General features: G+C 67.5%; 6 protein-coding genes and 3 rRNA genes. All 9 read left to right on the forward strand.

The features are described 5' to 3' along the window. Window positions 1-58: 58 nt before the first annotated feature. The 9 genes from tyrS to recN all read left to right on the forward strand — a co-directional run bounded on the left by tyrS (window position 59) and on the right by recN (window position 13,890). Complete coding sequence (gene tyrS / locus HDA33_RS02175) at window positions 59-1,417, forward strand: tyrosine--tRNA ligase (protein ID WP_158494439.1); 1,359 nt, start codon at window positions 59-61, stop codon at window positions 1,415-1,417. Between the two features lie 752 nt (window positions 1,418-2,169). Next, a 16S ribosomal RNA gene (locus tag HDA33_RS02180) occupies window positions 2,170-3,692 on the forward strand. Between the two features lie 442 nt (window positions 3,693-4,134). After that, window positions 4,135-7,227, forward strand: a 23S ribosomal RNA gene (locus tag HDA33_RS02185). A 190-nt stretch (window positions 7,228-7,417) separates the two neighbouring features. Continuing rightward, window positions 7,418-7,534, forward strand: a 5S ribosomal RNA gene (rrf, locus tag HDA33_RS02190). The 16S, 23S and 5S rRNA genes sit together here, the layout of an rRNA operon. Before the next feature lie 777 nt (window positions 7,535-8,311). Beyond that, window positions 8,312-9,253, forward strand: a complete 942-nt coding sequence (locus HDA33_RS12615) for a hypothetical protein (RefSeq protein ID WP_338104225.1) — start codon at window positions 8,312-8,314, stop codon at window positions 9,251-9,253. Then, entirely contained in the window at window positions 9,250-10,086 is an 837-nt protein-coding gene (locus tag HDA33_RS02200; protein WP_158494441.1) for an HAD-IIA family hydrolase, read from the forward strand. Before HDA33_RS12615 ends, HDA33_RS02200 begins: the two co-directional genes overlap by 4 nt. Beyond that, on the forward strand, window positions 10,079-10,924 hold the full coding sequence (locus tag HDA33_RS02205) for an SAM-dependent methyltransferase (RefSeq protein ID WP_184170451.1): 846 nt from the start codon (window positions 10,079-10,081) through the stop codon (window positions 10,922-10,924). Before HDA33_RS02200 ends, HDA33_RS02205 begins: the two co-directional genes overlap by 8 nt. Window positions 10,925-11,062: 138 nt before the next feature. Next, window positions 11,063-12,151, forward strand: coding sequence for an NAD kinase (locus tag HDA33_RS02210; protein ID WP_158494443.1), 1,089 nt, complete (start codon window positions 11,063-11,065; stop codon window positions 12,149-12,151). Beyond that, complete coding sequence (recN, locus tag HDA33_RS02215) at window positions 12,148-13,890, forward strand: DNA repair protein RecN (protein WP_158494444.1); 1,743 nt, start codon at window positions 12,148-12,150, stop codon at window positions 13,888-13,890. Before HDA33_RS02210 ends, recN begins: the two co-directional genes overlap by 4 nt. Window positions 13,891-13,894: the final 4 nt, after the last annotated feature.

Raw genomic sequence — 13,894 nt, forward strand, 5'->3', positions numbered from 1 at the left:
GGACGTCGCGTGCGCGCCGCGGACCGGTCGGGCGCGTGCGCGTCGCTAGGCTGGAGCCATGGCACCCGATAACGAGGAACGCGCGGCACGGCTGCGCGCGCAGGCGAACGATCCGAGCTTCGAGAACGTGTGGCAGGAGCTGCTCTGGCGCGGCCTCGTGCACGTGTCCACGGACGAGGCGGCGCTGGAGGAGGCGCTGGCCGGGGAGCCGATCTCGTACTACTGCGGCTTCGACCCCACGGCGGCCTCCCTGCACCTGGGCCACCTCGTGCAGCTGCTCACGCTGCGGCGCCTGCAGCTCGCCGGACACCGTCCGATGGCCTTGGTGGGCGGCGCCACCGGCCTGATCGGCGACCCGCGCCAGACCTCCGAGCGCGTCCTGAACTCCCAGGAGACCGTGGCCGGCTGGGTGGAGTCCCTCCGCGAGCAGATCCAGCCCTACCTCTCCTTCGAGGGGGAGAACGCCGCGACCATGGTGAACAACCTGGACTGGACCGCCGGCATGAGCGCGCTGGACTTCCTCCGTGAGGTGGGCAAGAACTTCCGCGTGGGCACCATGATGAAGAAGGAGATCGTGGCCAAGCGCCTGAACTCCGAGGAGGGCATCTCCTACACGGAGTTCTCGTACCAGGTGCTGCAGGGCAACGACTTCCTCGAGCTGTACCGCCGCCACGGGGTGAGCCTGCAGACCGGCGGCTCGGACCAGTGGGGCAACCTCACCGCGGGCACCGAGCTGATCCGGAAGGTGGAGGGCGTGCCGGCCCACGCCCTGGGCACGCCGCTGATCACCAACGCCGACGGCACGAAGTTCGGCAAGTCCGAGGGCAACGCAATCTGGCTCGACGCCGCGATGTGCTCCCCGTACGCCTTCTACCAGTTCTGGCTCAACACGGCCGACGCCGATGTGGTGGACCGCCTCAAGGTGTTCACTTTCCTCACGCGCGCCGAGATCGAGGAGTACGCGCAGAAGGTGGCCGACGAGCCGTTCCGCCGGGAGGCCCAGAAGCGCCTGGCCTGGGAGGTCACCTCGCTCGCCCACGGCGAGGAGGCGACGACGAAGGTCATCGAGGCCTCTCAGGCCGTCTTCGGCGGGGGAGACCTGGGCGAGGTCGACGCCGAGACCCTCGGCGCGATCCTCTCCGAGCTGCCGCAGGCCGACCGCACGCAGTGGGAGGGGGAGCCGGGGACGGTGACCGCCGTTGAGTTGCTCGTGTCGACCGGGCTGGTGGGGTCCAAGTCCGAGGCGCGCCGGACCGTGAAGGAGGGCGGGGCGTCCGTGAACAACGAGCGCGTCTCCGACGCGGACCGGGTGTACACCCGTGAGGATGCGCTGGCCGGCCGGCATCTGCTCGTGCGCCGGGGCAAGAAGAACATGGCGGGCGCGGACTTCGGGTCCCAGGACGCCGACCGAGGCTGACCGGACCCGTCCGCCGCCTGTGACCGACGACACGGGACGGGGATCCGACGGCCAGGGGCCCCGAGTGAGGGACAGAGGCCCCCGCCGCCGCGTGTTTACGCGGGGGAGGGGGCCTTCCTCGTGGGGGCTTCCCCTCGATTTGGTTTTCCGCGCGGGGCAGGGGTAGAGTTCCTTCTCGTGCTCACGACGCCGACCGGGTGACCGGGAGGTGCGGTGAGGAACATGAGATCCGCGGATTCATGCCGAGAATGGCAGGTCCAGGGCGGATGGTGTTCACCGGGCACGCGGCCGGTAGTGATGCGGGTCGAGACTCCTGAAGAAGATGATCTGGTGCGAGTCACCGGTGTCTGTGCGGTGAGGTTCTGATGAACCTGTCCCGTGCGTGAGCCGGCGATGGAGCAGCCCGGCAGGAATGCAGGGTTGACAGCGACCGAGAATGTGGTAGGGTTTTCAAGCCTGATCGCGTGAACGGCGAGTGAAGGCCTCGAGAACGGGGTTGACATGGTCGCAGCGGATGGTCTAGGATGGAGAAGTTGCTCCAGAGCGAAACGGCCCGCGGAGCGGGTCGCTGAAGCTGGAAGCGCCTGTTGTTTGAGAACTCAATAGTGTGCCAAGTTTGTTGATGCCAATTGTTTTAACACATATTGGTTGATCATCGCTCACCACCCCCGTGGTGTGGTGATGGTCTGCCGGGTATTGAATTGATGTCATGGTGGTTATTTCCGGCTGCTGTGATGTTGTTCTGTAATTTTTTTACGGAGAGTTTGATCCTGGCTCAGGATGAACGCTGGCGGCGTGCTTAACACATGCAAGTCGAACGATGAAGCCCAGCTTGCTGGGTGGATTAGTGGCGAACGGGTGAGTAACACGTGAGTAACCTGCCCTTGACTCTGGGATAAGCCTGGGAAACTGGGTCTAATACCGGATAGGAACGTCCACCGCATGGTGGGTGTTGGAAAGATTTATCGGTCATGGATGGACTCGCGGCCTATCAGCTTGTTGGTGAGGTAATGGCTCACCAAGGCGACGACGGGTAGCCGGCCTGAGAGGGTGACCGGCCACACTGGGACTGAGACACGGCCCAGACTCCTACGGGAGGCAGCAGTGGGGAATATTGCACAATGGGCGAAAGCCTGATGCAGCGACGCCGCGTGAGGGATGACGGCCTTCGGGTTGTAAACCTCTTTCAGTAGGGAAGAAGCGAAAGTGACGGTACCTGCAGAAGAAGCACCGGCTAACTACGTGCCAGCAGCCGCGGTAATACGTAGGGTGCGAGCGTTATCCGGAATTATTGGGCGTAAAGAGCTCGTAGGCGGTTTGTCGCGTCTGTCGTGAAAGTCCGGGGCTTAACCCCGGATCTGCGGTGGGTACGGGCAGACTAGAGTGCAGTAGGGGAGACTGGAATTCCTGGTGTAGCGGTGGAATGCGCAGATATCAGGAGGAACACCGATGGCGAAGGCAGGTCTCTGGGCTGTAACTGACGCTGAGGAGCGAAAGCATGGGGAGCGAACAGGATTAGATACCCTGGTAGTCCATGCCGTAAACGTTGGGCACTAGGTGTGGGGACCATTCCACGGTTTCCGCGCCGCAGCTAACGCATTAAGTGCCCCGCCTGGGGAGTACGGCCGCAAGGCTAAAACTCAAAGGAATTGACGGGGGCCCGCACAAGCGGCGGAGCATGCGGATTAATTCGATGCAACGCGAAGAACCTTACCAAGGCTTGACATGTTCTCGATCGCCGTAGAGATACGGTTTCCCCTTTGGGGCGGGATCACAGGTGGTGCATGGTTGTCGTCAGCTCGTGTCGTGAGATGTTGGGTTAAGTCCCGCAACGAGCGCAACCCTCGTTCCATGTTGCCAGCACGTAATGGTGGGGACTCATGGGAGACTGCCGGGGTCAACTCGGAGGAAGGTGGGGACGACGTCAAATCATCATGCCCCTTATGTCTTGGGCTTCACGCATGCTACAATGGCCGGTACAATGGGTTGCGATACTGTGAGGTGGAGCTAATCCCAAAAAGCCGGTCTCAGTTCGGATTGGGGTCTGCAACTCGACCCCATGAAGTCGGAGTCGCTAGTAATCGCAGATCAGCAACGCTGCGGTGAATACGTTCCCGGGCCTTGTACACACCGCCCGTCAAGTCACGAAAGTCGGTAACACCCGAAGCCGGTGGCCTAACCCTTGTGGGGGGAGCTGTCGAAGGTGGGACCAGCGATTGGGACTAAGTCGTAACAAGGTAGCCGTACCGGAAGGTGCGGCTGGATCACCTCCTTTCTAAGGAGCATTAAGTGCCCGTTGCATCACCGAGTGTGTGATGGCGGGTTGCTCATGGGTGGAACATCGATGAATGGTGCCAGTGGTGGCGCCGGCAGTGCTCGAGTACGCCGAACCTCTTTGGGGGTTGGGTTGGAATGGGTGGTGTTGGTGGCTGCGAGCTGGTGTTGGCACACTGTTGGGTCCTGGAACAGCAGGCGCCCTGCCCGTGGGGGTGGGGTTGTTGTTTCTGGTCTCCGCGCCTTGTGAAGCTGCACCTTGTGGGTGAGTGGATGGGGTGTGGGTTGTTGTTTGAGAACTGCATAGTGGACGCGAGCATCTTATTTTTATTGTTGCTGCATCGTTGATCGCACTGTTCCCCCTGGGGTGGTGTGTGAGGTGTGGTGACGCCGAGAATGACATCTTAGTTATATTTTTGCTCATTTGAGGACTTTCATTGTGTGTGGAAGTTTCTAAGGGCGCATGGTGGATGCCTTGGCAACAGGAGCCGAAGAAGGACGTGGGAATCTGCGATAAGCCTGGTGGAGTCGATAACCGGACGTTGAGACCAGGATTTCCGAATGGGGAAACCCCGCACGACGTGTCGTGTGACCACCGGTTGAACACATAGACCGGTTGGAGGGAACGTGGGGAAGTGAAACATCTCAGTACCCACAGGAAGAGAAAACAAAAGTGATTCCGTTAGTAGTGGCGAGCGAACGCGGATGGGGCTAAACCGTATGTGTGTGATACCCGGCAGGGGTTGCATGTGCGGTGTTGTGGGCCCCTCCTTGTCATGTCTGCCGGCATGGCGCAGTGAGGTGCGGGCATATAGACGAACCAGTGTGGATGCTGGACCGTAGAGGGTGAGAGTCCCGTAGTCGAAATGTGTTCCGCCGCTGTTGGAGGGTCGCCCGAGTAGCACGGGGCCCGAGGAATCCCGTGTGAATCTGCCAGGACCACCTGGTAAGCCTGAATACTACCTGTTGACCGATAGCGGATCAGTACCGTGAGGGAATGGTGAAAAGTACCCCGGGAGGGGAGTGAAATAGTACCTGAAACCATGTGCCTACAAACCGTTGGAGCCTCCTTGTTGGGGTGACAGCGTGCCTTTTGAAGAATGAGCCTGCGAGTTAGTGATACGTGGCGAGGTTAACCCGTGTGGGGAAGCCGTAGCGAAAGCGAGTCTGAATAGGGCGATTGAGTCGCGTGTCCTAGACCCGAAGCGGAGTGATCTACCCATGGCCAGGTTGAAGCGCGTGTAAGAGCGCGTGGAGGACCGAACCCACTTCAGTTGAAAATGGAGGGGATGAGCTGTGGGTAGGGGTGAAAGGCCAATCAAACTCCGTGATAGCTGGTTCTCCCCGAAATGCATTTAGGTGCAGCGTCACGTGTTTCTTCCCGGAGGTAGAGCTACTGGATGGACGATGGGCCCTACAAGGTTACTGACTTCAGCCAAACTCCGAATGCCGGGAAGTGAGAGCGTGGCAGTGAGACTGTGGGGGATAAGCTTCATAGTCGAGAGGGAAACAGCCCAGACCACCGGTTAAGGCCCCTAAGCGTGTGCTAAGTGGGAAAGGATGTGGAGTTGCTGAGACAACCAGGAGGTTGGCTTAGAAGCAGCCACCCTTGAAAGAGTGCGTAATAGCTCACTGGTCAAGTGATTCCGCGCCGACAATGTAGCGGGGCTCAAGTACACCGCCGAAACCGTGGCATTCAGTTTTGCTGGATGGGTAGGGGAGCGTCGTTCACGAGGTGAAGCCAGCGGGTAACTTCTGGTGGATTGTGGACGAGTGAGAATGCAGGCATGAGTAGCGAAAGACGGGTGAGAAACCCGTCCGCCGGATGACTAAGGGTTCCAGGGTCAAGCTAATCTGCCCTGGGTAAGTCGGGACCTAAGGCGAGGCCGACAGGCGTAGTCGATGGACAACGGGTTGATATTCCCGTACCAGTGAAGAACCGTCCCTGCTGAGCCGGTGATACTAACCGCCCGAACCATCCCGAACCCCGTCTTTGACGGGGTCGGTGGTGGGGAGCGCGGGACCTGAACCGGGGAGGCAAGCGCATTAACAGGTGTGACGCAGGAAGGTAGCCGGGCCAGGCAATGGAATCGACCTGGTCTAAGGGTGTAGGGCTGCCGGTAGGTAAATCCGCCGGCTATGTGCTTGAGACCTGATGGGCGCCCACGTGGTGGGTGATCCGGTGATCCTATGCTGCCAAGAAAAGCATCGGCGCGAGGTTCAAACTGCCCGTACCCTAAACCGACACAGGTGGTCAGGTAGAGAATACTAAGGCGATCGAGAGAATCATGGTTAAGGAACTCGGCAAAATGCCCCCGTAACTTCGGGAGAAGGGGGGCCCCAACCTTGAGCACCACGTGCTGGTGTGAGGGGATCGGGGCCGCAGAGACCAGGGGGAAGCGACTGTTTATCAAAAACACAGGTCCATGCGAAGTCGTAAGACGATGTATATGGACTGACTCCTGCCCGGTGCTGGAAGGTTAAGAGGACCCGTTAGCTTCGGCGAAGCGGAGAATTTAAGCCCCAGTAAACGGCGGTGGTAACTATAACCATCCTAAGGTAGCGAAATTCCTTGTCGGGTAAGTTCCGACCTGCACGAATGGAGTAACGACTTCCCCGCTGTCTCAACCGTGAACTCGGCGAAATTGCATTACGAGTAAAGATGCTCGTTACGCGCAGAAGGACGGAAAGACCCCGTGACCTTTACTATAGTTTGGTATTGGTGTTCGGTGTGGCTTGTGTAGGATAGGTGGGAGACTGTGAAGCGGGCACGCCAGTGTTCGTGGAGTCATCGTTGAAATACCACTCTGGTCACTCTGGATATCTAACTTCGGCCCGTGATCCGGGTCAGGGACAGTGCCTGATGGGTAGTTTAACTGGGGCGGTTGCCTCCCAAAATGTAACGGAGGCGCCCAAAGGTCCCCTCAGCCTGGTTGGCAATCAGGTGTCGAGTGCAAGTGCACAAGGGGGCTTGACTGTGAGAGTGGCAGCTCGAGCAGGGACGAAAGTCGGGACTAGTGATCCGGCGGCTCGTTGTGGAACGGCCGTCGCTCAACGGATAAAAGGTACCTCGGGGATAACAGGCTGATCTTGCCCAAGAGTCCATATCGACGGCATGGTTTGGCACCTCGATGTCGGCTCGTCGCATCCTGGGGCTGGAGTAGGTCCCAAGGGTTGGGCTGTTCGCCCATTAAAGCGGTACGCGAGCTGGGTTCAGAACGTCGTGAGACAGTTCGGTCCCTATCCTCTGCGCGCGTTGGAAGTTTGAGAAGGTCTGTCCTTAGTACGAGAGGACCGGGACGGACGAACCTCTGGTATGTCAGTTGTACCGCCAGGTGCATGGCTGATTAGCTACGTTCGGGATGGATAACCGCTGAAAGCATCTAAGCGGGAAGCCGGCTTCGAGATGAGATTTCCTTGCCCCTTTGAGGGTGTGAGGCCCCCAGCTAGAACACTGGGTTGATAGGCTGGATGTGGAAGCGAGGACTGAAGACTCGTGAAGCTGACCAGTACTAATAGGCCGATGACTTACACACACTTTTTTCTTTGCTGCCCATGCTTCGGGTGGTGAGGGTGTGGTGCTTGCGTCCACTGTGCGGTTGTCTGATTGCAACCGGTCGCCCTGTTGGGGTGGTTGAGTATTGTTGAATAGTGTCACTGTTGTGTGACCCGTGATGGTTTCCCACCATGCCTGGTGTTTGTCGGGTGTGGGGTGGGATGAAGGGTTACGGCGGTCATAGCGTGGGGGAAACGCCCGGTTCCATTCCGAACCCGGAAGCTAAGGCCCACAGCGCCGATGGTACTGCAACCGGGAGGTTGTGGGAGAGTAGGTCGCCGCCGGACATTCTTTGGGGAGGGCCCTGCACTTTGGTGCGGGGCCCTTCTTGCATTCCCGGGCTCTTTCGCCGTCGCGGCGTCAGGTGCCCTCCCGTGCCGGGGCACTACCCTGGTTCTCTGATGCAGCGCGCCGCCCGATGCGGCGATCGACCACCGAGCTCTCCCGCGGACTCCCGCGCGAGACCGTCCAGGAAGGACACCATGGCTGAGGACACTCCCCGCGGACGCCGCGACGACCGTCGATCCCCGGGCGACGGAGCCGGCCGTTCCCGTGGTGGCTCCGGTGACGCCCGCCGCTTCGGCGGCCCCCGAGACGGACGCCGCTCCGGCGGCTCCGGTGAGGGCCGTTCGGGCCAGGACCGCCGCGATCGCTCGTCCGAGGGCTTCCGCGGCGGGCGATCGGGGGACGGCCCCCGGCGCGAGCGCTCGTCCGACGGCCCCCGGCGTGAGCGCTCGTCCGACGGCCCCCGGCGTGAGCGCTCATCCGACGGCTTCCGTCGGGATCGTTCCTCCGACGGCCCCCGTGGCGAGCGCAGCGGGGACGGCCCCCGTGGCCCCCGTGCCGGCGGGGATCGCCGGCAGTCCGGGGCGGGCTCGGCCCGCGGCGGCTTCGAGGGTCGTCGTGGGGGAGAGCGTCGTGAGGGCGCCGGCGGCGAGCGTCACGACCGCCGTTCCGCGTCGTCGTCGCCCCGGTGGGAGGGCCGCGGCCAGGACCGGACGGAGCGGACTGAACGCCGGGAGCGCCCCGCGCACAACCCTCGCGACCTGCGCGCGGCCAACCGCGTGGACCAGGAGCGCTCGCCGGACATCGACGCCGACGTGACCGGCCAGGAGCTGGACCGCGGCACCCTCAAGGAGGTCAAAGGCCTCGACGAGCGCCCCGCGAGCTGGGTGGCCAAGCACCTCGTCATGGCGGGCCGGTACATCGACGTCGACCCCGCCCTCGCGTTCCAGCACGCGCTGGCCGCTTCCCGCAAGGGCGGTCGCCTGTCCCGCGTGCGCGAGGCCGTCGCCCTGACCGCCTACGCGGCGGGGGAGTACGCCGACGCGCTGCGCGAGTTCCGCACGTACCGCCGGATGACCGGCGACGACACCCACGTCGCGGCGCAGGTGGACAGCGAACGCGCCCTCGGGCGACCCGCGAAGGCGCTGCAGCTCGCCGCCGAGATCGACACCGCGCGCCTGGACCGTGCCGCCCGGGTGGAGCTGGCCATGGTCGTCTCCGGCATCCGCGAGGACGCCGGCGACCTCCAGGGCGCCCACGACGCGCTCCAGATCCCCGAGCTCGACCGCCGCCGCGGATACCCGTTCTCCCCGCGGCTCTTCCAGCGCCAGGCCGACGTCCTGCTGCTGCTGGGACGCGCCGACGAGGCACGCCTGTGGGCGCGGGCCGTGCGCGTGGCCGAGAAGGCCCTGGGCATCGGCGGCTTCGCCGAGCCGGAGATCGTGGACGTGGACACCGAGCCGGTCGACGACCGACGCGAGCGGGGCCCCTCGCCGCGCGAGCGTCGCTACGCGGAGAACGCGGCCCCCGCCGCTGAGGAGGTCCCGGACACCCCGGAGGCCGATGACGAGGTCGCCGCGGACGCCGACACCGAGGCGCCGGCGTCCACCGAGTCCGAGCAGGACGCCCCGCCGGCCGCCGTGGCGCAGGCCGACGAGGTGGACCCGAACCAGATGTCGCTGTTCGACGAGCTCGACGGCGGCGAGGGCGAGGGCCGATGAGTCCCACCCTGCCGCGGGGCCACGACGGCCTGCTCTGCGACCTCGACGGCGTGGTCTACGCCGGCGGGGGCGCGGTGCCCGGCGCCGTCGAGACACTCACCGCCCTGGCCGAGCGCGGCGTGCCGGTGGGCTTCGTCACCAACAACGCGTCCCGTGCCCCGGAGTCCGTGGCCGAGCATCTGCGCTCGCTGGGCGTCCCCGCCCGCCCGGAGCAGGTCTTCGGCTCGGCACCGGCCGGTGTCGACCTGCTCGAGGAGACCCTCGGGGCCCGGACCGGCCGCGTGCTGGTGGTCGGCTCCGACTACCTGCGCCAGGTGGTCCGCGACCGCGGGTTCGAGGTCGTGGCCGCCTCGCAGGACCGCCCGGACGCGGTGATCCAGGGCTTCGACCCCGGCGTCGGCTGGGCGGAGCTGGCCCAGGCGGCGTATGCCGTCAACGCGGGCGCGGCCTGGGTGGCCACCAACCTGGACGCCTCCATCCCGCGGGCCGAGGGGATCGCCCCCGGCAACGGGGCCCTCGTCGGCGCGGTCGGGCAGGCCACCGGGACGGCCCCCGCGGCGGCCGGGAAGCCCGAGCCGCTGCTCTTCCGCACCGCGGCCCGCGCCCTGGGCCTCACCCGGCCCCTCGTGGTGGGCGACCGCCTGGACACGGACATCCGGGGCGGCAACGCGGCCGGCTTCGACACGGTCCTCGTCCTCACCGGCATCGACACCCGCGAGAACGCCGGCTCGGCGCCGGAGGCCGACCGGCCCACGTGGATCGTCGAGGACCTCCCCGCCCTGCTCTCCGAGCCGGACGGGCAGGCGGGGACCGCGGACGGGCGGCGTGGCTGAGGCGGTCCGCGCGGACGTCGCCCTCGCGGCGCGCGGCCTGGCGCGCTCGCGCACCGAGGCGTCCGCGCTGATCCGCGCCGGCCAGGTGCTCGTCGACGGCCGCCCCGTGCGGCGCGCGTCCGAGCGCGTGGCCCCGACGGCGTCCCTCACCCTGGCCGACGACGGGCCCCGCTGGGTCTCCCGCGCCGCCCACAAGCTGGTCAGCGCCCTCGAGGCGTTCCCGGACGTGGCGGTCCGGGGCCGGCGGGCCCTCGACGCGGGCGCCTCCACCGGCGGCTTCACCCAGGTGCTGCTGGAGGGCGGCGCGGCACGGGTGGCCGCCGTCGACGTGGGCCACGGGCAGCTCGTGGACCTCGTGCGCACCGATCCCCGGGTCCTCGTGCGGGAGGGCCTGAACGTCCGGGACCTCACCGTCCAGGACGTGGAGGGTGAGGTGGACCTCGTGGTCTCCGACCTCTCCTTCATCTCCCTGCGCCTGGTGATGGACGCCCTGGCCGGCGTCTGCCGTCCCGGCGCGGACCTGCTGCTCATGGTCAAACCCCAGTTCGAGGTGGGCCGCGCGGCCCTGCCGCGCACCGGCGTCGTGACCGACCCCGCGGCCCGGCGGGACGTCGTCGCGGCCGTGGCCGCGGCCGCCCTGGACTCCGGGCTGGAGCTGCGCGGCCTCGCCCGCTCCGGCCTGCCCGGCCAGGACGGCAACGTGGAGTTCTTCCTGCGGCTGCGCCGGCAGGCGGCCGACGCGGCCGGCGCGCCCGGGACGGGCCTCGACGACGACGCCCCCGCGGCCGAGGCCGTCGCGGCGGCGTGGACGGCTGCGGCCGAGGTCGACTGGGCCTGACGGGACGGCACCGCCGGGCGGGCCCCGCCCCCGCGGGACGCCGTCGTGCGTCCACGGACGACGCCGGGCCCGTTCGCGCGTCCGGCGTCGTGGCTATCCTGGACCGCAGTGCCCGGCACCCTGCCCGCGGAAGGAACCATGCCCCACAACCCCGGACGTCGCGTCCTCGTCCTCGCCCACACCGGACGCGAGGACGCCATCAGCGCGGCGCTGCAGGCCACCCGCATCCTCGAGGAGGAGGGCCTCGTCAGCGTGATGCTGGAGCAGGACGTCGCCGCGATCCGCGAGAACGCGGACGCCCCCGCCGGCTTCGCCCCGCAGACCCTCGGCGTGGACTGCGGGCTCGAGGACATCGTCCTGGGGCTGGTCCTCGGCGGCGACGGCTCCGTGCTGCGCGCGGCCGACTTCGTGCGCGGCTACGACGTCCCGCTGCTGGCCGTGAACCTCGGCCACGTGGGCTTCCTCGCCGAGTCCGAGCGCACCGACCTGCAGCGCACCGTCCAGGCGATCGCCTCCGAGGCGTACGTGGTGATCGAGCGCATGGCCCTGGACGTGGTGGTGCGGGTGGAGGACCGCGAGGTGGCCCGCACCTGGGCCCTCAACGAGGCCTCCGTGGAGAAGTCGAACCGGGAGCGGATGCTCGAGGTCGTCATCTCCGTGGACAACGCGCCGATCTCCTCCTTCGGCTGCGACGGTGTGGTGCTGGCCACCCCCACCGGGTCCACCGCCTACGCGTTCTCCGGGGGCGGGCCCGTGGTGTGGCCCTCCGTGGAGGCCCTGCTGTGCGTGCCCATCAGCGCGCACGCCCTCTTCACCCGCCCCCTCGTGGTGGGGCCGCGCTCCACGATCGGCGTCGACGTGCTCACCCGCACCCGGGAGACCGGCGTGCTGTGGTGCGACGGCCGGCGCACCGTGGAGCTGCCGCCGCAGGCCCGCATCGAGGTGTCCCGCTCCGCGGAGCCCGTGCGCCTCGCCCGCCTGAATCCCACCCCGTTCGCCGAGCGCCTGGTCCGCAAGTTCCGCCTGCCGACCGACGGCTGGCGGGGCCCGGTCACCGCCCAGGAGCGCGAGGCCGTGCTGCGCGAGGTGGAGACGGTCGAGCCCCGGCACGCCGGGCCGCGCCCCGACGTCGTGGAGCCGGCCACCATGCCGCTGTCCGTGCTCTCGGCCGCGGACATCCAGCGCTACCGCGACCGCGGTGCCCGCTACCCGGGGGAGGACGCATGATCGAGCACCTGAGGATCTCCGGGCTCGGCGTGATCGGCGAGGCCACGGTGGACCTGGACCCCGGGCTCACCGTGGTCACCGGCGAGACCGGCGCCGGCAAGACGATGGTGGTCACCGCCCTCGGCCTGCTCCTGGGCGCCCGCGCCGACGCCGGGGCGGTCCGCCGCGGCGCGGCCCGCGCCGTCGTGGACGCCGGCGTCCGCCTGCCCGAGGCGCACGCCGCGCTCGCCCTCGCCGAGGACGCCGGGGCCGTGCTGGACGAGGCGGACGACGGCGTCCGCGAGCTCGTCCTGAGCCGCAGCGTCACGGCGTCCGGGGAGGGGACCCGCTCGCGCGCCGCCGCCGGCGGGCGGACCGTGCCCGTCGGCCTGCTCGCCGAGATCGGGGCGACCCTCGTGGCCGTGCACGGCCAGAACGACCAGGTGCGCCTGCAGGGCGCCGAGGCCCAGCGCCGCGCCCTGGACGCCTTCGGCGGCGCCGAGCTCGCCGCGTCGCTGCGCGCCTACCGCGCGGACCACGCCGCAGTCAGCGCCGCGCGTCGGGAGCGGGACGAGCTGACCGCCCATCGCCAGGAGCGCGCCCGCGAGGCGGAGGCCCTGCAGCGCTCCCTCGAGGAGATCGACCTCGCCGAGCCACTCGCCGGGGAGGACGCCGAGCTGCGCGAGCTCATCCGCCGGCTGGAGGACGTCGAGGAGCTGCGGGCCGCCTCCGGCGAGGCGCACGCTCGGCTGGCCGGGGCGGAGATGGACGCCCTGGAGGAGACGCCCGGGGCCGTCAGCCTCGTGGAGGGCGCCCGGCAGGCCGTGCTGGCCGCGCCCGGGGACGACCCGGCGCTGGCTGCCGCGGCCGAGCGGCTCGCCGAGGCCGCCGTCGTGCTCACAGACATCGCCGCCGACCTCGCCCGGTACACCGCCGACCTGGACACCGACGCCGCCTCGGACCTGGACGCGGCCCAGTCCCGCCTGGCCGAGCTGACCCGCCTGCAGCGCCTCTACGGCCCGGAGCTGGAGGACGTCATCGGCTGGGCCGAGACCCAGCGTCCCCGCCTGGACGAGCTCCAGGGCGACTCCGGCCGCCTCGAGGAGCTCGAGGGCGAGCTGGAGCGCCTCGAGTCCGCCCTGCGAGAGCGCGCCGCCGCCCTCACCGCGCTGCGCACCGCCGCCGCCGGCCGGCTCGAGGAGGCCGTCACGCAGGAGCTGCACGCCCTGTTCATGCCGGACGCCTCCTTCCACGTGGACCTCGCCCCGGTGGGCGGCGACGGGCTCGGCCCCCACGGCGCCGAGGACGTGGCCCTGGCCCTGCGGCCCCACGCGGGCGTCGAGCCCCGGCCCCTGGGGCGCGGCGCCTCCGGCGGCGAGCTCTCCCGCGTGATGCTCGCCCTCGAGGTCGTCCTGGCCGCCACGGACCCCGTCCCCACCTTCGTGTTCGACGAGGTGGACGCCGGCGTGGGCGGCGAGGCGGCCGTGCGCATCGGCGCCCGTCTGGCCCGGCTGGCCCGCCACGTGCAGGTCATCGCCGTCACCCACCTGCCTCAGGTGGCCGCCTACGCGGACCGGCACGTGCGCGTGGAGAAGAACTCCGACCCCGCGGCGGGCGTGACCACCTCGGACGTCGTCACGCTCTCGGCGGAGGAGCGCGTCGAGGAGCTGGCCCGCATGCTCGCCGGCCACGGCGACTCCGCGGCCGCCCGCGAGCACGCCCGCGAGCTGCTCGAGGCCTCCGCGCGCGAGCGCGGCTGAGCCG

It is taken from the genome of Micrococcus endophyticus, from assembly GCF_014205115.1.
GTDB lineage: Bacteria > Actinomycetota > Actinomycetes > Actinomycetales > Micrococcaceae > Micrococcus > Micrococcus endophyticus.